This window comes from Metabacillus sp. GQ13 (genome assembly GCF_059758525.1).
Genome location: NZ_JCAXET010000008.1, coordinates 56,669 through 83,178, shown reverse-complemented (window position 1 = coordinate 83,178; position 26,510 = coordinate 56,669). Strand labels below are relative to the sequence as shown.

The window sequence follows — 26,510 nt, the reverse complement described above, 5'->3', positions numbered from 1 at the left end:
GGAAACATGATAAGCAACACGATATTCGATGTTGACTTATTCATGGAGGAGGATGAAGTTCACTAGAGGTTGGGCTCTGGAGCTAAATAAAAAAGAGGCAAACTCATCCAAATAATCGAGATATCACATGTAAAGAAATAGCTTTTTAAACACTATTCCCTCTACTTTGTGTGCTCAATTTTTTTGTGAGTCTACCTCAGTGATTTCAACCATTTCTTTTGTATTAGTATCAGTGAATTATCTTAGTAAAGTGCCTATCAATAAAAAACTTTATCCACATTATATTTTGCTTTTAGTGTATTAATCATATACGTTTCATAAATTTCTCTATCAACAGGATTATCCACGAGACAGATAGCAATTTTATATACTTCGTCACGATGCATTTTAATTGCTGATACATTGTCTTCGAAATTTTTTCTGACACGATGTCGCAACTTTCTTGCCTTACCGACAAATAACAATTGGTCTCTATTATTAAAAAATAGATAAATTCCACTTTTATCTCTAGGTATTTTCATATAATCTGTAAATCCATACACGCTACTTAGGTCGGGCTCGCCCTTTTCACCTAACTGTCTTTTTTTCACTATTTCCATTTCAATCGCTGGCATTTCAATTTTTATCAAGTGATTTCACTTCCTTGTTTCTTTTTTATCATTACCTAGTAAATCATCTACCATGGTCACCGTATAATAACTGTTCTCAGATAAACAGTCAACCCACGTCTATTCAACGATAACCATTGAAGTTAAAAAAAAGATACGTTTGTTTACTTTTGAGATAATCTCTCAATAATTGTCGCTAATAAAAATGTTCGTTCGACAAGACTTGGAATCTCAAGATATTCTTTGTCACTATGTGCATTTCCACCAATAGGTCCTAACCCATCTATTGTTGCTACACCAAGGGATGAGGTAAACGATGCGTCTGAACCACCACCAGTTGCTGTATCCTCTATCACGACACCAATTTCATCCCCAACATCTTGAATGATTCTAAGTAATGCGCGGGTTTTTTTGTTTTTTTCCATAGGAGGTCGATTCATTTCACCTTCTAAAGAAATTTTTGTACCTGCTACATCTGAAGAAGAACATATTCTTTCTAAACTCTCTTCTAGTCTCTCTACTTGTTCCAATTCCTTTATCCGCACATCGATCTGTGCCTCAGCATGATCAGAAATCGTATTTGCACTCGAGCCACCTTCGATCATACCGACATTGACACTTATTCCATTTTCATGATCAGATAGTTCGTGCAATTGGATAATTTTATGTGCCAATGCCTCAATCGCACTTCTCCCTTTTTCTGGTTCTATACCAGAATGAGCAGCTCTACCTTCTACGATCAAAGTATAATTTCCCTTTCCTCGTCTAGCAGTAACGAGTGAACCATCTTTCCTCGCTGGCTCCATGACAAGTGCGAATTTTTTCCCCTTCGCTTCTCTTTCAATCATTTTACGAGAAGTAGGTGAACCTATTTCTTCGTCACTATTTAGAACAATGCGGATATTATTATACCCAGGACTTCTATTGTTTAACAACGCTTTGACAGCATATAAAACGGCCGCTTGGCTTGCCTTCATATCTATGACACCTGGTCCAAATGCTCTATTCCCTTCAATACGAAACGGTCTTTCTGCTGTTGTACCTTCAGGAAATACAGTGTCCATATGGGCAAGTATAATAATTTTAGGATCTATTGCATCCTTGTGCTCAATAATTAAATGATTTCCATATTCTTCTTCTTCTACTACCAGACAATTGAATCCAAGCTCCTTATAGCTTTTTTCTAATATCTTACCAATTTTATCGACGCCTTGTTTTTGATAGGAACCACTATCTATGTTTACAAGCTTTTCAATAAATTGCAACATCTCTTCCTGATGCTGTTCCAAAAATGTTTCCATGAAGCATTTGCCTACTTTCTTTCCCACAGATGAGATACGATCTATATAGATTTTAACAGAATAAAGGGCTTCAAGTAAGTAGCAGCAGTTTGTTTATTAAGTATTGAGTTGATTTTAACGAAGTCACTATTCTATTACATTAAAATATTCGCAATACCCCATAATAAAACAAAACTAATAACGATCGTTACATTTGATAGGGTCCCAACAAACTTCTGATCATAGCCAAACTCTACAGAGTAAGGTAAAACAGAGACAGAAGTAGGTAATATTAGACCGATTAATATCGTGTACTTGAACATATCATCAAATGGCAATAAGAAAAATAACCCAATACCTACAGCCAAACCTAAACCATATCGTAATCCCAAGAACTTCATCATTAACTTAATATACCTTTTTTTAAATGAAAAATTCAAATAGATCCCCAACAGTAATAGTGATAGCGGCATATTTGCCGCTGAAATGATTTCAGAAACATGTAGAACCGTTTCAGGTAATCTCCACCCTACTAAATTAATAACAACGACAAGAATATAGGTCATAAAAGGAATCGATTTTGACATTTTAGAAATAGCTGTCTTAAAATTTAATTCAACCTCATCAGAAGAATAGTAGCTCCCAATAAGATAACTTAAACCGAATACAATAAACGCATTCCCGACATCGAACATTCCAAAGTAGGTTAAGCCCTCTTTACCAAAGATGACCTCAACTAACGGATATGCAAAAAGACCGATATTAAAGCCAGGGACCATCATCCCAATCATCCCTTTTTCTAACTTGATGGATCTCCTCATCATAAACAAGCTAAGAAATCCTGAAATGATTCCATAAATAAATGCGATAAAAATTAATAAAAATAATGATGGCTCTATCTTAATATCACTAAAAGTAACTATGATTAAGGTGGGGAGTGTAAGATTAAAGATAATTCTGGATACACCTTCACCATCTTTTTCTTTTAATATATTGGAACGTTTTAATATGTAACCGATCGCTATTATTATGACACAATACAAAAATTGATGATTAAAACTAGCCAAGTAAAGTTCTCCTTACTATCTAGAAGTTTATACTATTCAGTAGACTGTTATATTTATAAAAAATATATGATAATTATAATTTCAATTCACTAAATATTGAATGAAAGGTACTATTCCAACTGATTTAATTACTTTTATATCGAATGATCATCATTCCCGCAAGGTTAGTCAAACATTTTACTTACTAGTTTCATAGACTAGTTCGATTAACAAATAATGTTTTCGCAAACTTTGTTGCTATTTACAAAGTAATGCGCATTGGTTAATTTCATTTGAATAGCAAAATTTTTTTAGAAAAGAGTCAATAAATAAACAAAAAATATCGAGGCTAACGATAGCTTCGATATTTTAATATTACTTGGCTTCCTCTTCTGTTTCTTCTACTGCTTCCGCTAATTTAAAAAGAAAACGATAAATGAAAGCAAAAGCTTCTCCGAGAGAAATCGACTCATCAAAGTTGTTCATATCATCAAGCGTCACATTTAAATCCCATAGACCGTCGTCTTGATTAAACATTAAATCATATGATTTCTCATGATTGCTCAATTTCTTAGCGAGGTATTCTTTTATTGGTTTTTCTCGTTTTTTCTGCATTTTCAAACCAACCATAACATCATAGTTACCAAATACATCATCAATTTCTAAAGAAATGGCATCGACTCCGATTAATTCAACCCATTTAGACTCAAGATAAATAAACTCTTCTTTATGATCTTTTAGAAAGTTCAGTGGTTGCTGTAAAAATGAAGCTGTTTCTATAGCAATCACTTCTTCTGTTGCTTTCAGGCTCCGTTCGATATAAGCATCCTCAAATCGTGTATTTGGTTCCTTCTCGACAAAAGATATTTCACTATTTAATTCATCCGACAATAAATTTTTCTCTAGATAATCTTTTTCCTCTTTATATAACGCAATCTCGGTACTAGTCTGTTGAAGTGCCTGCTGTTCTTCTGTTATCGTTATGATAAATTGTTTCAATTCCTTTTTTAACAATTCAAGGAAACCTCCGTCCATATTCTAACCTATGTATTTAAGATGCAACTTTCATTATGCCCTAATAACATCTGAAAATCCATAGCTAGCCACTGTAAGGAGATATTGTTAAAGAGAATTATCGCTTCTCCATAACAGAAACAACAGCCTATGTAGCTAACTTGTAGAAAAGAACCTTTTAAAGATCTATCTCGAGATAAACTGGACAATGGTCACTTCCGAGTATATCTGTATGTGCTTGGACGTCTAACAGAAGTGCTGCCAAGTTCCTTGAAGCAATAAAGTAATCAATCCTCCAACCAATATTTCTTTCCCTAACTTTGCTCATATAAGACCACCAAGTAAACACATCTTGTTTATCTGGATATAGATATCGATAGCTATCTATAAAACCTGCTTCAAGTAGGTTCGTTAACTTTCCACGCTCTTCCATAGTAAATCCAGAATTACCTTTGTTGGGCTTTGGATTTTTTAAGTCGATCTCTTGGTGTGCTACATTTAGATCTCCACAAAGAATGACCGGCTTTAAATGATCTAATTCAATCATGTATTGACGGATTTCATCTTCCCAAACTAAACGTTCTTCTAGTCTAGCCAAGTCTCTCTTAGAATTAGGCGTATAAACCGTAACCAAATAAAAACGTTCATACTCGAGTGTAATTATTCTACCCTCTGCTTCTTGATCAAGATTACCTATTCCATACGATACAGTTATTGGCTTTTGTTTTGTAAATACTGCTGTCCCTGAATACCCTTTACGCAATGCATAATTCCAATATTGATGGTACCCTTCAAGTTCCAATATGATTTGACCTTCTTGTAGTTTTGATTCTTGGATACAAAATATATCTGCATCAACTTTATTAAAATAATCCAAAAACCCTTTACGAACACACGCTCTTATTCCGTTTACATTCCATGATACAAGCTTCATAAACCTGAAATCTACTCCCTGCTACCTAGTTAATTCTAGTAAATTAGTATATTTTCTTTTCATAAACTCTATTATAATATACTTTTAACAGATACTCTAAAATAATGTACCAATCTGCAAACTATCAATTTAGTTGAAAAATGATCAATCATGCATAAAATTAATATTATTTTTATATTATGGATAAAATAGAAATAATAAAATAGGAGCTAAATAAAATGACCATTCCCATTCAACCAGATTCGTTTTTATTCAAATTAGCAATTGCGACCATTTTATCGATTATTATTGGACTTGAGCGCCAATTAAAGAAAAAGCCTTTAGGTTTAAAAACATGTCTAGTAATTGGAATTGTTAGTTGCTTATTGACCTCTGTTTCAATTGAAGCATCTTCACGATATGCTGAATCGTATGTTCGACCGATGGATCCATTACGTTTATCTGCTCAGATTGTGTCTGGCATTGGTTTTTTAGGTGCTGGTGTCATTTTAAGACGTAGCAATGATATGATCTCTGGTCTCACTACGGCCGCAATGGTATGGGGTGCTGGTGGTATCGGAATTGCTGTTGGAGCAGGTTTTTGGTTTGAAGCTATTATTGCGACACTTTTACTGATAATAAGTGTCGAGGTTGTACCCTTTATATTTAAATACATCGGGCCAAAATCGTTAAGAGAACGAGAACTAAAGGTAAAGATTATTGTTGATGCAGAAGAAAAACTAACTGAAATTCTTAAAGAACTAAAGAATAAAAAAATGAAAGCAAGAAAAGTTAGAGTGAAGGATTTAGACAAAGGAAACTTGCAGCAGATGGAGCTTATTCTTTTAGTGGATGAAAAATTGTATGTAACAGACGTTTATTATACATTAAAGCAAGTTGAACATGTGATTAATGTAGAGATGGAATCTTTATAATCAATTCATAAAACCAAGACGATTACTTTACTCGTCTTGGTTTTATTCTTTCTAATTGTTTATTCTTATTCATACAACATTTTACTTCATTAGTTCCTGGTAATAATGAAAATCAAATAAACGATGTAAGATGCGCTTAAGATAGTCCCTTCAATTTTCCCAATTCTGTATCTGGTTCTCGAAAATATTAACAAGATAAACGTTAAAATAAGCATTAATATCGTATCTAAAAACATTTTCTGATCAACAGCTAATGGTGAAATAACTGAAGATAGACCTAATACGAATAAAATGTTAAAAATATTACTCCCTACTATATTTCCAAGAGCTATTTCGCTTTGTTTTTTAATGGCAGCAGTAATGGATGTAACCAGTTCAGGTAATGATGTTCCTATCGCGATCATTGTTAGCCCAACTAATGTTTCACTCATACCAAGTGCATAAGCTATTTTTGTACTATTTGTTACAACTAGATCTCCTCCAAAAACAATGGATGCAAGACCGATTAAAGTAAAAACTATATTTTTCCCCCATGTTTGATTAGACTTCCTTTGTTCTTCTTTTTCATTTTCTCTACTAGTTCTGGCAATCTCAAACACATAATACATAAAAATGACGAAAAACAACAAAAAAATGATCCCATCATTTCTAGTAATTAGATTTTGCGATATGTTGTTCTGTAATGTCACATCACTAATCATTACTAATAATGCTGAACTTGCTAATAAGATGAAAGGAATTTCTTTTCTGATTGTTTCACTTTCAACTTTTAATGGATTAATGATAGCAGTTAAACCAATGACAAGTGTGATATTGAATATATTACTACCAATGACATTCCCTAATGTAATATCTGAGCTTCCCTCTAGTGCGGCTATGATACTTACTGTTGCTTCTGGTGAACTTGTTCCAAATGCAACAATTGTTAGTCCGACTAAGATAGGTGGCACATGCAACAATTCTGCTAACTTAGAAGCACCGTCTACAAAGTAGTCTGCTCCTTTAATTAATAATGCAAATCCGATTATCAATAATAGATAAGTCATAAATCCCCTTCCTAATAAAATGTAATAATTCACAACATTATTCATTTTCCCCCTCATATCCCATGTCTCATACTGAATAATATATGGTATAATGAATGAATAGCCATTCATTATTGATAAAATCTAATGCTATCCCATACAAAGGCGGTGTGATCATTGCAAAAAATTGGTCCTATTATGATCATTGAAGGTCCTAATCATAGTAAAGTTCCTTACTCAAGGAGTTTATATCTTGATTGTCCGGATAAAGTATTAATTGATACTGGTGCAAAACGTGAAGATTTATTATATGTCGATCAAATATATGGAGTCGATTTAATTATCAATACTCATTATCACCCAGACCATACGCTACATAATCATTTGTTTCCCCGTGCTACTAAGTTGATAAACCCAAAAGAATACAAATCATCGTTAACGATTGATGGAATAACACATAATAATGGAGTCTTTCAAGAATGGGGTCCAAAAGGAGTAGAACAGTGGAAAAAAAACATTCCAGAGGAGTGGCTGAAAAGTCTTTTAGATATTAGTGGGACCTATGAGTATGAAAAGGTATATTCTTTTGGCGGAATAAATGTTAGCTTTTTACATACTCCTGGACATACAAGTGGATTTTCATGTCCCTATTTTCCGGATTTGGGGATTGTTTATACTGGAGACTATGATATGACATCATTCGGGCCTTGGTATAATGGTACAGATGGTAATATTGATCATTTCATCACATCCGGCAAACGCCTTTTAACCATCGATGCAGACACGTTCATAACTGGTCACCAAAAAGGCATTTTCACTAGATCAGAATTCGAAAATGAAATGGAGAAGTTTCTTTCATTAATAGATAAACGTGATCAAATTATTAGGCAATACGTTAGTTATGGCATCGATTTTGATGAACTAACAAGTATCGGGATCTTTTATCCAAAAAAGGCTTTAGAAAATTCAATGCTTAGGACTTGGGAGCGAGGCGGAGTACGCAAACACCTACACAGACTGGGTTATAAAGTAGAAGGTTCTACGATTAAATACCGTGATTAAACGAGGAAAAGAGAGGAGTTACCCTCTCTATTAATTCTCTACTCTTTCTCTTCTTCTTCCATCACTTCTTCAAATAAAGCAGAAACTTGTTCAAATTCTTCATCGCTTTCGATTGGTGAGAAGTCACCCTCTGCATCTATCTTTAGAAAGAAAACATCTATATCTTCTTCTGTTTCTTCCTGAATATCGTCTACAAAACCTACAGCAACATATTCTGTACCTTCTAATTCCATCGCAGCTAATACTTCAACATCATTCTCTTGATCATTTTCATCGGTAATCGTAAATACTTCCCCTACTTCAATCTTATCCATTTACGAACACTCCTTTCTATCGTTCATATCGTAACACTAATATCCTTATCATTCCAAATAATTTTATACTAATTCCCTTATAATTCATTTGTTAGTCCTAAAATTTCTACACGAAGAGAGCAGTGATACGATATCCCCTCATCCTAAGGAGGCATATAAAGTTCTTTAGTCACTGGGCTTTGGAACTGAAGTAACCTCATTATCCATTTTAGAATTTTTTGGTTTCCTGAACAATCATTAAATTCATGCATTCTATTTGAAAGAGTCTGCATAACTTATAAAGAAAGGTAATTACCTGGGTGTAGGTAAAGTTCTTTACAGAAGGAGATAACTATTATGACCTATTATCAACATTCATATGTAAGAGATACATCATTGCGCCGTAAAATGATTGTAGAAGGACTTGGACATTTAACGGTTGCACCAGATCATGTCATCATAAGAATTGGTGTTAGTACTGAACAACTTAATGTAACTGATGCTCAAGCCGAAAACTCCCTACTATCAAATCAACTTTTAGAAGCATTAAAGGAACTCGAAATAAAAGATAATGATATCGAAACTGTCGTGTACACGATTCAGCCAATTTATGAATATGTCGATGGAAATTCCATCTTAAAAGGTTATCAGGTTCAACATATTTATGAGGTAACGGTAAGAGACCTTCAAAAGATTTCAACTGTTTATGGTATTGCAGTATCCTCTGGCGCTAATTTATCAGGCGACATTCGATTTGATGTTTCAAATTTAGATGCCTATTATCAACAGGCATTACAACTAGCAATGAAAAACGCAACGGAAAAAGCTCTTAAACTAGGAAACGAAATGGGCGTGACAATTTTACATCCGCCGTTAAATGTAAAGGAAGAATCTTTAGAAACTCTCCCGCGAGGAATGGTTAGCTTCGCAGATGCAGCATCTGTACAAGTAAATCCTCCGATACAAAATCAACAAATAGAAATTAAAGCAAAACTTTCGGTAGTCTTTCTTTATTAATGACTTTTATATGATCGAGTGTGACTCAAAAGATCTGATAACGCTAATTTTTGAGTCACACTCATATAAATAGGCTGTTTTCGCAAAAATTGTTGTTTTCCGTACAAGTACTAATGTACACGTTTTAGAGATATCTTCGTGCTTTTCGTTAAATTACTCTGATATCCCTTTGGACATAGGAGCAAAGTATTCCAATTTCTTTGAAAATTATCACCTGGAGATTACCTTCATACTAAGTCGTTTTTTTCTAAGAATAACTCAATTTCAGTTAGTAAATCCTCTTGAATTTCATCAACGATTGTAAAATCCATTGCCTCAATATAGTATGATTCGAGTTCATCTCTTAGTTCTTTTGCTTCTGCTAAGTAAGATATCGCTTCCTTCATTTTATCCTTATATGCTTTTGTCGTTCTTGCTATATCAACTTTATATAATTCATCAGTACCTGGAGTGATGCATCGTTCGTACATATCGACTATTTCATCCGTTTCTCGGTCAGGAAAGTATTCATGTGGTGCTGTACTATCAAAAATGGCGATCCCTAGTTCTCTTAAAATGACCATATCAAGACTATTAGGGTCAAAACCACAATGGTAGACTTCTACATCAAAGCCCTTTTTTTCACCTGCACTAACTATTTTCTTGAGCATTGTAGATTTTCCAGACCCAGCTCTTCCTTTAATAAAATAACGTTTGTCAATATCTTTAGTTAAATTTTGAATGTAATCAACGGCACCAAGCGGGGTTGCTGCACCTAGAAAGCGATGTTTTATAGTTGAACTTTTATTTAATTGTTCCCCACCAAAAAATTGATCAATCAGTTCTTCAGTTAATACATTTGCTTCTGCGAAATCCATATTATCAATATAGATATCTTCAATATCATCATGAGCACTTAATGCTTCTGCAAATGTTTCATAAGCCTTATCGAATTTAATTGTAATTGCCTTGTTTAATGCCAAAATCTCTTCTTTTTGCACAGCTAATTTTTCAGAATCCCAAGCGTTCCCTAGATTGACATATTCTTCAATAACACCAGGAGCTTTTGGTTCAATGATATGTGGTGCGGTTCCATCTACAATACCAAGTTTACATGCAGGTAAGATCATACCGTCAATTGAATTATTATCGGAGGAACAATGCAAATACTCAATATCTAGACCTTTTCTTTCCATTAATTCACCAATATTCTTCATTAAAGATGATTTACCCGTACCAGGCCCACCCTTTAAAATAAACAGACGATCCAATCCCTCTATTGCTGAGTCATATAAACTGTAAAATCCTTTAGCAGTGTTGCCACCAGCATAGTAATGACGTTTTATTGCACCCATCATCTCATCCTTTCCAACTCTTTCTCCTATTATATGTACATTATCTAACAAGGGTGAATGCCTATTTTCATCACTACAAATCTAATATAAATTATGCATTTTATTGCAGCTTCACATCTGTTTTAATGTATAATGATCGATAATGCTACTTTAAAGGAGAAATACAACTTGAATTCAAAGGAATTAGAAGATTACATAATCCGAAAGTATCAGGAAGATGAGAACATGATGATCCTTATTTTTGCACAATGGTGTGTGAATAATGATTTAGATCCAATTAATATTTATGTACAAGCATATCCTCACCAAGCTAAAAATGAGGCTCTTCAACAGGTCCTAAATGAAACCTTGCCAAAAGAACAATCTGACGAAATCTCGCATTCTACCTTGCTCAATGTTTTGTCTGCTTTTGGGAATGATGATCTAGCATTTGTGGTTTCAGAGGAAATCGATAAAATGATAAAAAAAACGGGTGTGATGAAATGATAGAGAAAAAAATAGATCATATTGGCATTGCTGTCCGCGACTTAGACAATAGCATCTCAATTTATCAAAACGTATTAGGTGCTACATTAATCGATCGATACAGAAGTGATGCCATTGGAGTTGAAAGTGAAATTGCGATTATCGAAATGAATGGTGATCGGATTGAATTATTATCTCCCACCAATAACTCAACTTCACCTATTGCACGATTTATTAAACAAAAAGGAAAAGGTGTCCATCACATCGCTTATCACGTAGAAAACCTTGATGAAGCGCTAAAAGAACTTGATGAACTAGGTATTCGAACATTAGTGGATACATTAAGAATTAACAAACACGGTAGAAGATTAATTTATTTAAACCCTGCTGATACAGAAGGCACGATTATTGAATATTGCGATTATCCTAACGAAACAGCTAAGGCATAATCACCAACATAAAAAGGCTTGTAGAAAAATAGCATTTTTTCTACAAGCCTTTTTTATAAATCGATTTTCAATTATTGATATTTTTTAAAAATCAATGTAGCATTATGACCGCCAAATCCTAATGAATTTGACAATACTGCATTAACCTCTGACTCTTTCGCAACATTAGGTACATAATCTAAATCTAAATCTTCAGCAGGTGTTTGATAATTAATTGTAGGTGGAATGATTCCATCTCTTATCGATAATAATGCAAAAATCGCCTCGACTGCCCCTGCAGCTCCTAGCATATGACCTGTCATTGATTTGGTAGAACTAATTGGTAACTTAAGTGCATGACCACCGAAGACCTCTTTTATGGCAATCGTTTCATAAAGATCATTATAATAAGTGCTCGTACCATGTGCATTTATATAATCAATATCTTCTGGATTTAAGCTAGCATCATTTAATGCTAAATTCATTGCTCGTTGCCCGCCTTCTCCATTCGGTGCAGGAGTTGTAATATGGTATGCATCACCAGTTGCACCGTAACCAACGATCTCTCCATAAATCTTTGCCCCCCGATTTAACGCATGGTCAAGTTCCTCTAAAATAATGATTCCTGAACCTTCAGCTATAACAAAACCATCACGGTCGTTATCAAAGGGGCGACTAGCTGTTCTAGGATCTGGATTCGTAGAAAGAGCTGTCATATTTGAAAATCCCGCAATCGTCATTTCAGTTATTGATGCCTCTGAACCACCAGTTACCATCATATCTGCATCACCATTTTGAATAACACGAAAGGAATCTCCTATCGAGTTTGCTCCAGAAGCACATGCTGTTACAGAACAGTTATTAATCCCTTTCGCTCCCAGCTCAATCGAAACTCGACCTGAAGCCATATCTGGTATCAACATTGGAATAATAAATGGACTAACACGTCTAGGACCTTTAGCCAAGTATCGTTTATGCTGCTCTTCAAATTCATCAAGACCACCAATACCCGAACCAATCCATACACCTACACGTTCAGGTGCAACCTGCTCACCTATTTGGATACCCGCATCCAATACAGCCATCTTACTAGCAGCAATAGCTAAATGTGCAAACCTAGCCATCCTACGAACTTCTTTACTATCTATAAATTTAGATGGGACAAAGTCTTTTACCTCACCAGCAACTTTCACATTGAATTTCTCAGAATCAACCCTCGTTAAAGGTCCAATACCTGATACCCCATTCTTCGCATTTTCCCAAGTTGTTGAAACATCATTCCCTATTGGTGTAACTGCACCAACTCCTGTAATAACGACACGTTTTTTCATGATTATTTCTCCCCACTTTAAAAATATCTAGTTATTGTTTGTTCGTAATATTATCACTAATTCATTCTTATTATCTAAATGATAACTTGGTCATAGAATATCTTTATTCTATATTAATTTAATATGAAGGAAAAAGAAACCCATCATATAACCTTTCTAAATTAAGTTGAGTATAGTCCAATTAAAAAAGAGCATCACATTGTATGCTCTTTACTGCCCTAATTTCTCAATGGTATCTAAAAGTGAGGTGACCTCATTTATAGTGTCCATTAACTGAGAATTCTCAAGTTTTTCAATCGCTAATTCACCATTTTCCATCGCTTTGTCAATCTCTTCAAGTAAGACTTCATTTTTCGTAATAATTTCCTGATGAATACTATCTGCGATTGCAGGAGCATCTATGTCATTAAATTCGTTTACCTGTTCAACTAAACCATTTAGTTGATTCTCCAATTCCTTCATAGCTTCAGGATCTCCAGCAGCATCTTGAATAAGTTGGGGTGTTCCTTCTGCAAAATCAGTTAAAGAATTGATATATGACTTAGCATCATTTACATAATCTAAGGAATTATTAACTTCATCTAAAAGAGAACATCCTGTTAGCATCATTGTAAATAACGCAATGATCGAAAGTGCTTTTTTCATATAAATCTCCTCTCGCCTCTTTTATCCTCTTATTCTCTTTCATACGGTTCAGTATAACCTTAGTATGAAAACAGATAAATGTAAAGAATAAACCAGATTTATACGTTAATACACAATCATAATTAGAATATTACATCGTTATAATCCACTTCCATGCTGTTTTAATTATTACAATGTATGTTGTTTTATAAAGTTTTAAGATTACTTCGTGATCATTTCGCTTTATTACTTTATGTTTCACTATTAAAAAGATTCACTTACTACATACAGTACTGAGTTGTATCCGCTAGAAAAGAGCTTAAGTCAATGAAGGTACCTATCGTAAACGGTTTTTTCAGTTCGGATACTTTATAATTTGCTAGTGCACAGCCATTTTTCGATATATGTGAAAACACATAAATAAAAATGCAATAAAAAAAGGCTAACGGTATGGGTTAACCTTTTTAAAAACTATGTAATTTAGAGACCGGTTATCGCAAAGCTACTAGGACTTTACGTAATCTCCATCATTAATAACAATCCATTTTAAGAAGTCCTGTTCATTTTTAGATAAGAATCTACCCAGGTCTTCAGAGAAATATACATATAATTCAATATACCTTTTAGCTTTTGCGTCCATCTTCTACCCCCAGAATTTTTGTTAGACCTTTTTTATTTTAACATGGTTTGTGGTTGATGAATATTAAATATTCATAATATTTACATCTAAAAATCCCTATACATCTTCTGACATCGAACATTCTAATTATTTCTCAAACCCGTCTGTATTTTCCTTTTTATCTCCTGTCCCCTTATCGTCATCAAAAATTCCAGTATTTTTGCTTAGAATGTCATCTTCATCATCGTTGTGCATTTGCATAAAGTCTTCAACCGGAATGACCTGAATTGTTTTATTTCGCACTTTACTTCGTCCTACAACCAATAAGATAACTACTAGAATGACTAGGATTACGATAAAAATGAACACAATTCATCCCCCCCTTATTTTCTTCCTATAATAAATATATGTTATAAACGATTAAAACTTGTCAATTAAACTGACATAATTTGATCTTTTTAGAGGAACTCTAAATGATACATACAAATGAATGGTGGTGAAACCCCATATGAAAAAGATTTTTACCATTTTTCTTGCTATTCTCTTCGCTACAACCGTTGTCGCTTGTGACGATGCTCCGGGAGAAGATGAAGTTGGTGATGGAGAAATAAATGATGAGGAATAAATGATGAATGTCCCTAGATTTGAGCTAAAATACATGAGTATTTAGAGAAGAACGAACATTAGGTCTTATTGGCTTCTAAAAAGATGTGGGCAGAAGGAAATAATTTATTGTCCCCTTCTGCCTAAGAGAGAAACAAATTATCTTTGTGGTTCAGAAATTAAATAAACTAGGTTGATAGCAATTGCCAGCAATAGATTATTCCTTAAGTATAATAACCCGATTGCCTCAAATACACGCTATGTTTTGATGAAGCGATCTCAAGATATATATGATTATCCTTTCTTATATTCTACCTTCAAAAGTAACTCGTTGTATTAAGGAGTCTGATAGGTTCAACATGAGAGTCCTTTTAGTATATTCTTTCCCACATAAAAGTAATCACTTGATTTTTCTCGTTAATAGTAATATCTTAATACCAATAATCCGAAAGATAGGCTTTAGAATGGCCAATATTTCCTGCTTCAAAGCGATATTCTTTTAAACTATGGCTTCTAATTACACGAAACGACCAATTTTTATAGATTAGTAGCAATAAACTTTTAGAAAAGGTCCTAAAAATAAAACGTACCAAAGGTTTATGATATAATAATACAATATTGATGTTATGTATTCTAACATCTTAATATATAAACAATTAATAATCATCCATATCAAAAAATAACACTAATTCGAAATAACTTTTTAACATAACCTTATTTACCATCCTTTTTGTGGGGTAATTCACATCTATTGTACTTTAAAATGATAAACTACACTGGGAGGGAAATTAATTTGAAAACTAGTACAACTGTCTATGATACTTTTAACCGCCCTCTTCGTGATTTACGTATTTCAGTTACTGATAAATGTAACTTCCGTTGTACGTATTGCATGCCTGCAGAAATTTTCGGTCCGGACTATCCTTTTTTAAAACGAGCTGAACTTTTAAGCTATGAGGAAATTGAACGTCTTACAACAATATTCGTTCATACCTTAGGTGTGAAAAAAGTAAGAATTACTGGTGGTGAACCGTTAATGAGAAAGAATTTAGCAACTCTTATTAATAGGTTAAATCAAATAGAAGGTCTAGAAGATATAGCTATGACAACAAATGGCTATCTACTACCTAAATATGCACAAGACTTAAAGAATGCTGGCCTCAAACGGGTTTCGATTAGTTTAGATTCCTTACAAGACGAGTTGTTTGGAAAGATAAATGGTCGGGGTGTTCCTGTGAAAACTGTGATTGATGGTATAGATGCTGCAGCTAATGCGGGATTAAAGGTCAAAATAAACATGGTTGTGAAACGTGGAATGAATGATCATGAAATCATCCCTATGGCGAAGTACTTTCGTGAGAAAGGTCATATTTTACGATTTATTGAATATATGGATGTTGGTAATACAAATCAATGGAATTTAACTGATGTTTATCCGAAAAAACAAATAATCGAAGATATCCACAAGATCATGCCTTTGGAAGCTGTTGACCCCAACTATACTGGTGAGGTTGCAAATCGCTATCGGTATGTTGGAACAGATGATGAAATAGGGGTAATCTCTTCGGTATCAGATGCCTTTTGTTCCACTTGTAACCGTGCACGTCTTTCTGCAAATGGTTCCCTATATACATGTTTATTCGCATCCAAAGGATATGATTTACGTGAATCTATCAGGTCCACACCTTCAGATGATGAACTAACCGAAATTCTCCAATCCATTTGGCATGGTAGAAAAGATCAATACTCAATTGAGCGAAGTGAAACGTCAACAAAACGCAAAAAGATTGAAATGTCCCATATTGGAGGTTAACGGCTACAATGAGTTCATGTAAAATAGATCATACATTAGAAGATGTTCAAAAAAAACTAGCAGATCAAACTCCATTTCTCTCAGCTACTCTATCGGAGACATGTAGTTACTATCTTTCCAACGATATCGATCAAGAAGAGTTAAATACACTGTTCCACTTATTGAAGAAATATGACCTAGCTAGTAAAGAGGAAAAAGCAGTACGTAATAAAAAGATTCACGCTTTAATTGAAAACAATCATAGATAAATAGAAAAGAATAGAAAAAATTGCACCCGAATTGTCTGAAAGTAAACTAACAATTGGAGTGCATTTTTTTCTATGTCCATTTAGCCTTAAAAGCCAAATCAGCTTCGAAGTCAAATGAAAACTTAAACGTAGCGATTAGGAAAAAACGGAATTTAACAAATGAACTGCTGGAGTTCTTGTTGATGATCAAATTAAAATTTCTTTACAACTTCAAGCTGCTAAAGAAAGATAAGAAGAAATACAGAAAAAGATTACCAAATTCTCTTTCCCATTTTTTATCTTTCGTTAATTAAATCTATTTTTAAATGTTCTTCTTTCCTGATACCCATTTATATATTTTTACCATAGAAGATTTCATCCATTTCTTTTGTTAACCTCTCTGTTATCTCTTCTTGTTCTTCTACACTTAATTTATCCTTTGCATAGCCAAATAGATAATTATTTAAATCAAAGTTTTTTAACTTACATTTTGTATGAAAGATGTTTTCCTGATAGATGTTTGCGTCTATCATGTCAAACTGTTTTTTTGCTTCAGTTGGAATATAGTTTTGAATAGAACTAATGTTATGGTCGATAAATAATTTATCTCCATTAATATCTCTTGTAAAACCTCTAACTCGGTAATCCATCGTCATAATATCAGTATCAAAAGAATGGATTAAATAATTTAGTGCTTTTAGAGGTGATATCTCACCACATGTCGAGACATCAATATCTGCTCTAAACGTACTAATCCCTTCACTGGGATGATATTCCGGATATGTATGTACAGTTATATGGCTTTTATCCAATCCCATCACAATTGCTTCTGGAAGTGGACCAGGTGATTCATCTAATGATTCTGTTGGTACCTCAACAACCGGTCCTTCTGAGACTAGTATGGTAACACTTGCACCTTGTGGAACATAATCTTGCTGAGCAATATTTAACACATGTGCACCAATTATTTCCGTCACAGACTTCAATATATTTGTTAATCTTTCTGCATTGTACTGTTCATCAATATATTCGATATATGCTTCACGTTCTTCTCTTGTTTTCGTATAACAAATATCATACATATTAAAACTTAATGATTTCGTTAAATTATTAAAACCGTGAAGTTGAATTCGCTGTTCTTGAGTTAGCTTCATTCTTCTTCCCCCTTTTAAAAGAATCAATTAGTCTTCCGCTCTTTGTTTGTACAGTATTATATTACCCAGTTTTCATTAAAGAAAATCATACGGAATAAAATAGCTATTACTTGATTTTTGAAAATTGCTAACACAAAGGACCACAACTGCATTAAACGCAATGTGGTCAATCACCCTTTATGCTGTTCCTTGTACATCCATATCTATTAATAGTGATACTTCATTCATCGGTATTGGTTTACTATACCAAAATCCTTGAATTTGGTAACAATTATTTACCATTAAAAAATCTACTTGTTCGTCTATTTCAACACCTTCTGCAATTACTTCATTTCCTAAGTTAGCAGCTATAGAGATAATAGATATAACGAGAGCTTTATCATAGTCATCTACTGGATTACCTTGCAAAAAAGAGCAATCAATTTCCATTTTCTGTATTAGGGATTTCTTCAAATAACTAAGGGATGACTAACCTATACCGAAATCATCCATAGAAATTTCAATTCCCTCTTCTCTAATCTGATCAAGTTGCTTTAATACATAATTTCTGTCGTGCAAAGCTATACTTTCAGTTACATGACAATCCTCAACGACCGTTTCAAGTATCCATTTGGTAAATGTTGTAATCATTCCATATTCTTCAGCTAGTGAATAAACTCTGCAGGGTAATAGTTTAGAAAACTCCAATAGGACTTTTGAAGCAATGGATTCTAGCTTTTCCTTGGAAACAGCCGTTCTTGAAGAATGTGAAATAAAAACAAATTCATCTCAACCAATCCGATAAAGCTGTCCCTCTTGACGAACAATCGAGGAATGCCGCTTAGAAATTTCAATTAAAACGAGATCATGCCCTAAGGTATCATTTACTAACTTAAATCCATCTAGATAGAAAAACACAAATGCGATTAATTCAGTCTCGATATTTGTAAATTGATCACTTACTTAAAAGGAATTAGCTCAATAGGTCAGACACCCATATAACAACAAAAAAATGTGATATGGGGGCTGAACCTTTCATTTTGATAGCCATTTTAATTCTAAATTTTTGCCAATGCTTCTGAAATAATAACATCTCCACTCACTACATCAAACGAACGCTTAAATGTACTTTTTTCCTCTAAACATGTAAGAATTGTGCTAGCTACATCTTCTCTTGGAATCGTTGTCCTTGTAAGCTCGTTACCAATTGATATGCTCCCTGTACCTGCTTCGTTTACAAGACCACCTGGTCGAATAATTGTATAATTTAAATCTGACTGGATTAGCATTCTATCCGCGTAGTGTTTAGCAACATAGTAAGGCTTAAGTTGTTCGTTCCAATTTTCTCTATTTTGTGCTTGAAGTGCACTTACCATGATAAAACGTTTAATATCAGCCTTTTCTGCAGCTTCAACCATTTTAACTGCACCATCCAAATCAATTAGTAACGTTTTATCGGATCCTGTATTTCCGCCAGAACCCGCAGAGAAAACAATCGCATCACAGCCACTAGCCGCTTGTGCTAACTCTCTTACACTTCCTTCAAGATCTGCTACTACTGCTTCGATTCCATCTTTTTTAAAGGCATCAACCTGTTCTGCTTTTCTAACCATCGCTCTTACGGTATGTCCTTCACTGTCTTTTAATAAATGAATAAGTTGCTTTCCAATTTGACCGTTTGCACCAACGACAAAAACTTTCATGATTGTTTGCCCCTTTCAGACAATAGTTACGATCATTCCTTTTTATTATTTCAAAGACTTGACCCTTTTTCAAAAACTCTGCCTATAATTCTATATTTGCTAGAATATGCACTATTTGATCTTCAACTCTTTTTCCATCATCTTCATCGTTTAAATGGTTTAGTAGGATAGAAAAAATGATTGGTTCTCCATTTTTTGATTTAAGATAACCTGATAGTGAACTAACATTCGTTAATGTGCCTGTTTTTGCAATTAGGTTGTTTTGTAAAGGGAGGTTTTGCATGCGATTACGTAATGTTCCGGCAATCATTTTATCGTTCGATCCCGCTTTAGGCAATGCATTCGAAAATTGCGGAAACCAATCCAAGCTTTGAACAATAAAAAGCAATTGTGTTACTTCATTTGCTGGTACAACACTAATATGTGAAATACCGGAGCCATCTCTTATTTCCATCTTATCTGGTTTCATTCCAATCGTAGTTAATGCTCCCTTTTCAATTTTTAAGCCAGCTTCCCAACTTCCCTTACCTTGAAATCTTTTCCCCATTTCTTTGATAAGAACCTCAGCATGACTGTTATTACTTAATTTTAAAAATGGGATCAAAATCTTTGATAATGGCATTGATTGATGTACATAGAGTATATCTGTTTGCTTTGGTGTGATGGCTAATTTTGTTATCCCTTTAACTTCGATCCCTTGCTTATGTAACGACTGTTTGAATAAATCAAGTACATATTTTGCTGGTTCCCAAACGGCAATCCATTCCTTTTGCTTTGTCGCAGTTAGCGGAATTGTTCCTGTAATTTTAATAATATTACTCCCATGCTCACGCGTAATCAAAATATGATTCTCACCTTCTGAATCCACAGTTATTGTGTCATTGATCATTTGCACATAATCAGTACTCGGTTCTAGCTTCACCTTAGCTTTCTTTTTAACAGCGTTACCTGGAGTGACTTCTACTACGACTGTCCCTGTATTTAAATCTTTATCAGGAGATACGGTTAAAGCTGAAATGGCTGCCCCATAATAGGCAGATTCATCACTCCAAGGTACATCAATAGAATAATGATTTCGATCATACCAAGAATCGTCCCCAATTAGATGTCCGCTAATCGTGGTTATCCCTTTTTTCTTAAGTGCTAAAGCAAATTGATTCAAATCCTCAGGTAATAAAGTTGGATCACCTTTGCCTACCAAATAGAGATTACCCTTTAGTTGATTGTTTTTTATCGATCCATTTGTTCTAATCTCAGTTAGAAATTTATAATCCTTTCCTAGTGTAGATAACGCAGCAGAAGCTGTAAAAAGCTTCATATTAGATGCAGGGGTTAGCCGTAAATCACCGTTAGACGAATAAATTAATTCTCCTGATGTCGCAGAACGAATACTGATTCCCGATATTGCTCCTTGTAGAGAAGGGTGATTATTGATTAGCTCATTTAATTGATTAGTTACCTCAAAATATTTTCCATTAGCTAATGCGATAGACTTTGATTCATTGAATGGAGTAAGAAAAAGTATACCAACAAAAAAACAAACGAAAAAACGTTTAACCATTTGAGATTGTTTCCTCCTTATTAATGTTGCTAAAGCTTTAGCCTTTACTTTCTAATTAGTTAATATACTAACTCCATATTTCTCCGATCATCATTTAATTTGTTAACAAAAATAGACGACTGAAAAGGAACAACTTCAGTCGTCTATCATCATTATTCTCTTTTAAACACCTATATTTTGTTCATTTCATCTGGATTAGAACCAACACGTTTATCTTGATTAAGTAAATTTATTTTTTCCATATCTTTAGAGGTTAACTCAAAATTAAAAATGTCAGCATTTTCTTTGATACGTCGCGGTTTTATTGATTTAGGAATTGTGACTACTTCATTTTGTAAATCCCATCGTAAAATAACTTGGGCAGTTGATTTTCCGTATTTTGCAGCTATATCTATTAGCGTCGGTTCATCAAGTAATCCACCTTGCATTAATGGTGACCATGCCTCAAGTTGAATACTATGTTGTTTACAGAAATCATGGAGCTCTGTTTGCGTTAAACGTGGATGGTATTCTACTTGGTTTACCATAGGGATGACTTCACATTGATCCATGAGATCCTTTAGATGGTGGACATGGAAGTTACTAACACCAATGGCACGCACACGTCCGTCTTTATATAACTTTTCAAGTGCCTTCCATGTATCTTTATATTTATTTTGCTTTGGAACTGGCCAGTGGATAAGATATAAATCCAAGTAGTCGAGTCCAAGCTTCTTCATACTTTCATCAAATGCAGCTAATGTAGATTCATAGCCTTGTTTTGAATTCCATACTTTTGTGGTAATAAATAATTCAGATCGTGGTACGTCAGCTTCAGCAATTGCTTGACCAACCCCCTCTTCGTTACCATAAACGGCCGCAGTGTCTATACTTCTGTACCCTGCTTTAATTGCTGCTTTTACAGATTGAATAACTTCAGAACCATCCTCAACCTTAAAAACACCTAAGCCAAACCATGGCATTTCAATTCCATTATGTAATGTTGTTGTACTTTGCAAGTTTTTCATTTAGACACTCCTTTCATGTTATCTTCCTTATTTTGCAATATTTCAATGGAAATGAAAAGAAATCTGCTTTATTAAACATACCCAGTCCACAGAATCTCAATCGGTTCGTTGATAAATCTATCTGATAAAAGATCTATAAATATGTGTTTAAAAGGAGGAGAAAATAGCAATGAATTTATGGAATACTAAGCCAAAGTATATAAAATGTATGTGCGGTTTAGCAAGCTGCCATTGGAATGAGTTGACTATTTTCTCCTAACCTTTTGAACATTTTTAATATTACATTCCTTGATTAACTATTAATACCCGATGTAAGATGCACCAATGATAATTAAAAGAATGAATAGAACAACAATTAGTGCAAATCCTGATCCAAAACCGTAACCAGCTTCGCCTCCCATAAACTCACCTCCATTCTATCTGTTTTACTATATGTCACGTATCATCACTCTGTTATAGGCAAAAATCATTTCTTCTTTCTTTGGATTTGCTGTATCATATGAATACCTAGGAAATATTCAATTTTTAAAAGGGGTGTAAATATGTGTGGTCGCTTTTCTCTCGCGACAGAACAAGAGATTTTACAAGAACAATTTCATTTTGATTTACATGAAGAAATAAATTTCAAATATAATATTGCACCCTCACAAAAAATTTTGGTTGTTGGTTCAAATGGGCAAGATCGAGTTGGTACTTCGATGCGTTGGGGGTTAATACCGCCATGGGCTAAGGATAAAAGAATTGGCAATAAAATGATCAATGCACGAGCTGAAACGATTGATGAAAAGAACAGTTTTAAACAGCCTTTTATGAAAAAAAGATGCTTAATTTTAAGTGATGGCTTTTTCGAGTGGAAAAAAAAGTCTAATGAAAAACAACCATATCGGTTCGTTATGAAGGATAGACGTCCATTTGCGTTTGCTGGTTTATGGGAGTATTGGAATCCAGGGGATGCCCCTCTTTATACCTGTACAATTATAACGACAACACCAAATGATCTAACGAGGGATATTCATGACAGAATGCCTGTGATTCTTCCAGCGCAGGAGTATGATTGTTGGTTAGATCGTGATTTTAGTGAGACAAAAAAGTTAAAATCACTACTTGTACCATATGATGCGAATTTAATGGAAGTCCATCCTGTATCAAGCATCGTAAACTCTCCAAAAAACGATTCTAAAGATTGTATAGAACCATTGAACAGCTTATAAATGTTTAATTTGGCGTCACAGCACAAAGTTTAACCAAGGTTGTTTCAAACAACTTTTCTATACTTCAATACTTGCCTATCAACTTTTCAAACAAATCTATTTCGAAAATAACCTACCTAACTTTCGACAATTCACCGCCCAAAAAAAATAACGTCGCACATCAGCGTCGTTATTTTTCATCATCCTATTTACCAAAATGTTGATCATACCATTCCTTCGCTTTGATGATCTCATCTCTAGTTAATTGATGGCCTGCACCTCCCCAATGCTCTGTTACAATAGCATTCGCTTGGCTTAGTTTATTTGCTAATTCCTTTGTTTCAGCTTGAGGTATTATTGGATCATTTGTTCCAGCCCCAATAAATACAGGGATATTGGTAAGGTCCTGAATTTCTATCCCTCTACGCGGTACCATCGCATGTAACAAGATCGCTCCCTCTAAAGCATCTTTATGATGAAACATAAGACTTGCTGCGATATTTGCACCATTTGAATAGCCTATTGCTAGAACATTGTCTCTATTAAATGAATATTGAGTTGAAGCCTCAGAGATAAAATCATTTAACTCAAGTGTACGAGCTATTAAATCTTCCTCATCAAATACACCTTCAGCTAACCTGCGGAAAAAACGCGGCATCCCATTTTCTGAAACATTCCCCTTCACTCCTAGTACTGAGGCATCAGGTGCGATCATTTCGGCAAGTGGTAATAAATCTCTCTCATTTCCACCTGTTCCATGTAATAATAATAAAGTCGGTGCATTCTGATCTTTACCTTCTTTAAATATATGCTTCATGTTTAATCCACCCTTCATCCTATTTTGTTGTTTCTAAAGGTTCTAGTCTTGCTTCGATTTCTTCACGTTGCTCTTCAAAATAAGGAGGTAAGGCTAATTGTTCACCAAGATGTTCAAAGTCCTCATCATCTTCGAAACCTGGACCATCTGTTGCAAGTTCAAATAAAATCCCGTTTGGTTCTCTAAAATATAATGAACGGAAGTAATAGCGTTCAACAAATCCTGAATTAGGTAAGTGATTTTCATTTAATATCGCTACCCATTTATTTAGCTCCTCAACATCTTCTACTCGAAATGCTACATGGTGAACACTTCCGCGTCCTGGTCTCTCACGACCTAATTGATCTTCTTCTATGACGTGAATTTCTGCCCCTGTTCCACCTTCTCCTGTTTCAAAAACGCGAACTTCCTTCTGATCTTCGTTCCTGTTGTAACTAGTCTTTTCTCGAAAACCCATCATATCCGTTAAAACTCTAATCGTTCGCTCAGGACGTGAAACAGTTAAGTGAACCGGCCCAAGTCCAACGATCCCCTTTTCAATGGGTACAGGACTTCTCTCCCACGGCTTTCCAGCTGATACTCCATGATTCTTCTCATCAGAGACTAATAGTAGGCGCTGCCCTTCAGGATCACGGAATGCTAAAGTAGATCGACTACTTTCTACATTTATCTCATCATGATCAACATTATATTCTTTAAAACGATCCTTCCAGTAATGAAGAACTGAATCGTTCTTAACACGTAAAGATGTCGCCGAAATACTATTAGTACCTGGATAAGTTCTCCCTGCACGAGGAATTTCAAAAAAAGTTAAGTCAGTACCTGGATTTCCTCGCTCATCGGCATAAAATAAATGATAAACAGATGTATCGTCCTGATTGACTGTTTTCTTAACTAACCTCATGCCTAGTATTTTTGTGTAAAAATGAAAATTATTTTTCGCGTTTGCAGTTAGTGCTGAAACATGATGAATACCTTTTAATGGCTTTACATTCATTTTTGCTTCCTCCTCTTGTCTTCTTACTTATCTTCCTCGTTTAAAATAATAAGAAAGAATTTATTGTGCGACCAGCATTAATTTCTATTATTTGTTTGCATTATGCTTAGCTACATGGCAAGATAATTTTTTAAAAAGTTTCTTTGAACTTATTAGAACGATTTATCTCAGATGAAACAATCTCGAATTCAAGATAAATTATAATTCAACTTTACTATGTATGTCAACCCATGTGTCCTAGATTATTCCACACATTTCATTAAAATCCAGCGATTAACAAAAGGAATAAGGGGTAACGTCACTAGTAGCCTGTTACCCCAATAGCATTATTGTTGAATAAAGTGTTGGTTTTGTTGGAAATTTTGATATCTAGGTAATTGTTGGGTTTGATTTTGTACACCTTGAAAAGATGATTGAGACTGGTTTTGACCTATTTCTTGTTGTAATTGGTTACATGTATGAATAATGTGCTGACACTGTTGAATAGCTTGTTGATGTGCTTGAAAGCTTTGTTGGATGGTTTGAACAGCTTGATGCTCACGTTGCATCATTTCTTGAAGCATTTGTGCATTTTGTTGTTCCTTTTGTAACATTTGCTTATACATTTGATTAGATTGCTCCGTCTGTTGAATTAATTGTTGAGCAATTTGACGACATTGATTAAGATGTTGGACAGCGTGTTGTTGTGAAATCATAGGTAAAACCTCCATTTTTTATCATTTCCACTCTGAAAATAAACGTTTTGATTAAGATCGATTAAAAACTACTTTGTTGATAGCTATTCATCAAGGAAAGAGTTGTAGTCTGATCGAAAGTAGGTACTTGATAATAACCTTTGCTATTCATATAGCTCCATGTCTCATAAGCCTGATCCGCGCAATTTTTTGCGGATTGTGTCATCATTTCTCTCATTTCTGGATCGGTAAACTCCAGTGCTGCATGCATTTTGAATACTGCTCCTGATTTGTGACTACCTAACATACCAGCAGAAATATCGCGATCACTCATTTGATTAATAGACGCATTGGGAACTTCAGGTACAGAATTCAAGCTAACACCATAAATCGGAGTCCCATTCACATTTAGTTTCACATTAGGTATTTGCCCACTATTTGTCTTTTGTTGTAATGCTTTAACGATTACATTATACTCATTAGTCATAAAAGAGAGTTGATTTTGTAAAATGTTCTTCAGTTCTTGATCTTGACAATATGGCTGATAAAGTAGAAATTGGTTAATAATATTGACTGTACAATTCAACACCTCATGACATTCCATCATTTCATGAGCCCCAATATTCATTGAATGACTTTGATTTTTCATCGATAACCCTCCAGGTGTCATTATTTAATTCCAAATTTAAACTCCCCCTTATCAAAAAGATTTATACAATAGTAAATGATTTACTACAGATCGGGATAATAGAGCCATTAGAAGCAATATATCCATTAAATTTTCTACTATA

At 34.3% G+C, this 26,510-nt stretch carries 31 protein-coding genes and 1 pseudogene; 8 read left to right on the top strand and 24 right to left on the bottom strand.

The features are described from left to right. Window positions 1-257: 257 nt before the first annotated feature. From AC6CHR_RS11595 to AC6CHR_RS11575, 5 genes are all read right to left on the bottom strand, one after another. Window positions 258-629, bottom strand: coding sequence for a nucleotide excision repair endonuclease (locus tag AC6CHR_RS11595; RefSeq protein ID WP_498248914.1), 372 nt, complete (start codon window positions 627-629; stop codon window positions 258-260). Window positions 630-772: 143 nt separating this feature from the next. Beyond that, window positions 773-1,909 (bottom strand): M20 family metallopeptidase, encoded by a 1,137-nt coding sequence (locus AC6CHR_RS11590; RefSeq protein ID WP_498248913.1) that lies wholly within the window; start codon window positions 1,907-1,909, stop codon window positions 773-775. 134 nt (window positions 1,910-2,043) lie between these two features. Next, complete coding sequence (locus AC6CHR_RS11585; protein WP_498248912.1) at window positions 2,044-2,955, bottom strand: AEC family transporter; 912 nt, start codon at window positions 2,953-2,955, stop codon at window positions 2,044-2,046. 354 nt (window positions 2,956-3,309) lie between these two features. Next, the gene (locus tag AC6CHR_RS11580; RefSeq protein WP_498248911.1) at window positions 3,310-3,969 is read right to left on the bottom strand and encodes a branched-chain amino acid aminotransferase; all 660 of its coding nucleotides are present in this window, start codon (window positions 3,967-3,969) and stop codon (window positions 3,310-3,312) included. A 157-nt stretch (window positions 3,970-4,126) separates the two neighbouring features. Then, window positions 4,127-4,882, bottom strand: a complete 756-nt coding sequence (locus AC6CHR_RS11575; RefSeq protein ID WP_498248910.1) for an exodeoxyribonuclease III — start codon at window positions 4,880-4,882, stop codon at window positions 4,127-4,129. Between the two features lie 218 nt (window positions 4,883-5,100). Here AC6CHR_RS11575 and AC6CHR_RS11570 point away from each other — a divergent pair, with 218 nt between their 5' ends. Then, complete coding sequence (locus AC6CHR_RS11570) at window positions 5,101-5,796, top strand: MgtC/SapB family protein (RefSeq protein ID WP_498248909.1); 696 nt, start codon at window positions 5,101-5,103, stop codon at window positions 5,794-5,796. An 89-nt stretch (window positions 5,797-5,885) separates the two neighbouring features. Here the strand turns inward: AC6CHR_RS11570 and AC6CHR_RS11565 are convergent, their stop codons facing one another. Continuing rightward, window positions 5,886-6,842 carry a calcium/sodium antiporter gene (locus AC6CHR_RS11565; RefSeq protein ID WP_498248908.1) on the bottom strand — a complete coding sequence of 319 codons (957 nt, stop codon included), beginning with the start codon at window positions 6,840-6,842 and terminating at the stop codon, window positions 5,886-5,888. A gap of 156 nt (window positions 6,843-6,998) precedes the next feature. On the opposite strand from AC6CHR_RS11565, the gene AC6CHR_RS11560 reads away from it, so the two are divergent. Continuing rightward, complete coding sequence (locus AC6CHR_RS11560) at window positions 6,999-7,883, top strand: MBL fold metallo-hydrolase (RefSeq protein WP_498248907.1); 885 nt, start codon at window positions 6,999-7,001, stop codon at window positions 7,881-7,883. 38 nt (window positions 7,884-7,921) lie between these two features. On the opposite strand, the gene AC6CHR_RS11555 is transcribed toward AC6CHR_RS11560, so the two are convergent. Further along, on the bottom strand, window positions 7,922-8,197 hold the full coding sequence (locus tag AC6CHR_RS11555; RefSeq protein WP_498248906.1) for a DUF1292 domain-containing protein: 276 nt from the start codon (window positions 8,195-8,197) through the stop codon (window positions 7,922-7,924). Window positions 8,198-8,533: 336 nt separating this feature from the next. On the opposite strand from AC6CHR_RS11555, the gene AC6CHR_RS11550 reads away from it, so the two are divergent. Then, the gene (locus AC6CHR_RS11550; protein ID WP_498248905.1) at window positions 8,534-9,193 is read left to right on the top strand and encodes an SIMPL domain-containing protein; all 660 of its coding nucleotides are present in this window, start codon (window positions 8,534-8,536) and stop codon (window positions 9,191-9,193) included. Between the two features lie 227 nt (window positions 9,194-9,420). On the opposite strand, the gene AC6CHR_RS11545 is transcribed toward AC6CHR_RS11550, so the two are convergent. Then, entirely contained in the window at window positions 9,421-10,530 is a 1,110-nt protein-coding gene (locus AC6CHR_RS11545; RefSeq protein ID WP_498249139.1) for a PRK06851 family protein, read from the bottom strand. 165 nt (window positions 10,531-10,695) lie between these two features. On the opposite strand from AC6CHR_RS11545, the gene yxiS reads away from it, so the two are divergent. Then, a complete protein-coding gene (gene yxiS, locus AC6CHR_RS11540) occupies window positions 10,696-11,013 on the top strand; it encodes a protein YxiS (protein ID WP_498248904.1) in 318 nt (105 codons plus the stop codon). Continuing rightward, entirely contained in the window at window positions 11,013-11,441 is a 429-nt protein-coding gene (locus AC6CHR_RS11535; protein ID WP_498249138.1) for a VOC family protein, read from the top strand. Before yxiS ends, AC6CHR_RS11535 begins: the two co-directional genes overlap by 1 nt. A gap of 71 nt (window positions 11,442-11,512) precedes the next feature. Here AC6CHR_RS11535 and fabF read toward each other — a convergent pair whose 3' ends face one another. From fabF to AC6CHR_RS11515, 4 genes are all read right to left on the bottom strand, one after another. Further along, on the bottom strand, window positions 11,513-12,754 hold the full coding sequence (fabF, locus tag AC6CHR_RS11530; RefSeq protein WP_498249137.1) for a beta-ketoacyl-ACP synthase II: 1,242 nt from the start codon (window positions 12,752-12,754) through the stop codon (window positions 11,513-11,515). Between the two features lie 207 nt (window positions 12,755-12,961). Then, window positions 12,962-13,396, bottom strand: coding sequence for a DUF6376 family protein (locus AC6CHR_RS11525; RefSeq protein ID WP_498248902.1), 435 nt, complete (start codon window positions 13,394-13,396; stop codon window positions 12,962-12,964). Window positions 13,397-13,880: 484 nt separating this feature from the next. Continuing rightward, on the bottom strand, window positions 13,881-14,015 hold the full coding sequence (locus tag AC6CHR_RS11520; protein WP_498248900.1) for a hypothetical protein: 135 nt from the start codon (window positions 14,013-14,015) through the stop codon (window positions 13,881-13,883). Window positions 14,016-14,141: 126 nt separating this feature from the next. Beyond that, entirely contained in the window at window positions 14,142-14,363 is a 222-nt protein-coding gene (locus AC6CHR_RS11515; RefSeq protein WP_498248899.1) for a hypothetical protein, read from the bottom strand. A 997-nt stretch (window positions 14,364-15,360) separates the two neighbouring features. Here AC6CHR_RS11515 and moaA point away from each other — a divergent pair. Further along, window positions 15,361-16,410 carry a GTP 3',8-cyclase MoaA gene (moaA, locus tag AC6CHR_RS11510; RefSeq protein ID WP_498248898.1) on the top strand — a complete coding sequence of 350 codons (1,050 nt, stop codon included), beginning with the start codon at window positions 15,361-15,363 and terminating at the stop codon, window positions 16,408-16,410. Window positions 16,411-16,418: 8 nt separating this feature from the next. Next, a complete protein-coding gene (locus AC6CHR_RS11505; RefSeq protein ID WP_498248897.1) occupies window positions 16,419-16,658 on the top strand; it encodes a hypothetical protein in 240 nt (79 codons plus the stop codon). 329 nt (window positions 16,659-16,987) lie between these two features. Here the strand turns inward: AC6CHR_RS11505 and speD are convergent, their stop codons facing one another. The 8 genes and pseudogenes from speD to AC6CHR_RS11465 form a co-directional block, all read right to left on the bottom strand. Continuing rightward, complete coding sequence (gene speD, locus AC6CHR_RS11500) at window positions 16,988-17,791, bottom strand: adenosylmethionine decarboxylase (RefSeq protein WP_498248896.1); 804 nt, start codon at window positions 17,789-17,791, stop codon at window positions 16,988-16,990. A gap of 177 nt (window positions 17,792-17,968) precedes the next feature. Further along, window positions 17,969-18,247: pseudogene (locus tag AC6CHR_RS11495) on the bottom strand (EAL domain-containing protein); the annotation flags it as partial. Between the two features lie 12 nt (window positions 18,248-18,259). Continuing rightward, window positions 18,260-18,478 carry a hypothetical protein gene (locus AC6CHR_RS11490; protein WP_498248894.1) on the bottom strand — a complete coding sequence of 73 codons (219 nt, stop codon included), beginning with the start codon at window positions 18,476-18,478 and terminating at the stop codon, window positions 18,260-18,262. Between the two features lie 81 nt (window positions 18,479-18,559). Further along, entirely contained in the window at window positions 18,560-18,697 is a 138-nt protein-coding gene (locus AC6CHR_RS11485; protein ID WP_498249136.1) for a diguanylate cyclase domain-containing protein, read from the bottom strand. 131 nt (window positions 18,698-18,828) lie between these two features. Further along, window positions 18,829-19,473, bottom strand: a complete 645-nt coding sequence (locus AC6CHR_RS11480; protein ID WP_498248893.1) for an SDR family oxidoreductase — start codon at window positions 19,471-19,473, stop codon at window positions 18,829-18,831. 82 nt (window positions 19,474-19,555) lie between these two features. Further along, window positions 19,556-21,034 (bottom strand): D-alanyl-D-alanine carboxypeptidase/D-alanyl-D-alanine endopeptidase, encoded by a 1,479-nt coding sequence (gene dacB, locus AC6CHR_RS11475; RefSeq protein ID WP_498248892.1) that lies wholly within the window; start codon window positions 21,032-21,034, stop codon window positions 19,556-19,558. 170 nt (window positions 21,035-21,204) lie between these two features. After that, a complete protein-coding gene (pgoN, locus tag AC6CHR_RS11470) occupies window positions 21,205-22,041 on the bottom strand; it encodes a glyoxal/methylglyoxal reductase (protein ID WP_498248891.1) in 837 nt (278 codons plus the stop codon). A 299-nt stretch (window positions 22,042-22,340) separates the two neighbouring features. Beyond that, on the bottom strand, window positions 22,341-22,442 hold the full coding sequence (locus AC6CHR_RS11465) for a YjcZ family sporulation protein (protein WP_498248890.1): 102 nt from the start codon (window positions 22,440-22,442) through the stop codon (window positions 22,341-22,343). 141 nt (window positions 22,443-22,583) lie between these two features. On the opposite strand from AC6CHR_RS11465, the gene AC6CHR_RS11460 reads away from it, so the two are divergent. Continuing rightward, window positions 22,584-23,252: an SOS response-associated peptidase gene (locus AC6CHR_RS11460; RefSeq protein ID WP_498248889.1), complete on the top strand. Its 669-nt coding sequence runs from the start codon at window positions 22,584-22,586 to the stop codon at window positions 23,250-23,252. Between the two features lie 184 nt (window positions 23,253-23,436). Here the strand turns inward: AC6CHR_RS11460 and AC6CHR_RS11455 are convergent, their stop codons facing one another. The 4 genes from AC6CHR_RS11455 to AC6CHR_RS11440 all read right to left on the bottom strand — a co-directional run bounded on the left by AC6CHR_RS11455 (window position 23,437) and on the right by AC6CHR_RS11440 (window position 26,368). Further along, the gene (locus AC6CHR_RS11455) at window positions 23,437-24,048 is read right to left on the bottom strand and encodes an alpha/beta hydrolase (RefSeq protein WP_498248888.1); all 612 of its coding nucleotides are present in this window, start codon (window positions 24,046-24,048) and stop codon (window positions 23,437-23,439) included. 19 nt (window positions 24,049-24,067) lie between these two features. Further along, entirely contained in the window at window positions 24,068-25,045 is a 978-nt protein-coding gene (locus AC6CHR_RS11450) for a ring-cleaving dioxygenase (RefSeq protein WP_498248887.1), read from the bottom strand. A gap of 326 nt (window positions 25,046-25,371) precedes the next feature. Then, window positions 25,372-25,740, bottom strand: a complete 369-nt coding sequence (locus AC6CHR_RS11445) for a hypothetical protein (protein WP_498248886.1) — start codon at window positions 25,738-25,740, stop codon at window positions 25,372-25,374. Window positions 25,741-25,801: 61 nt separating this feature from the next. After that, window positions 25,802-26,368 carry a spore coat protein gene (locus AC6CHR_RS11440; RefSeq protein WP_498248885.1) on the bottom strand — a complete coding sequence of 189 codons (567 nt, stop codon included), beginning with the start codon at window positions 26,366-26,368 and terminating at the stop codon, window positions 25,802-25,804. Between the last annotated feature and the right edge of the window lie 142 nt (window positions 26,369-26,510).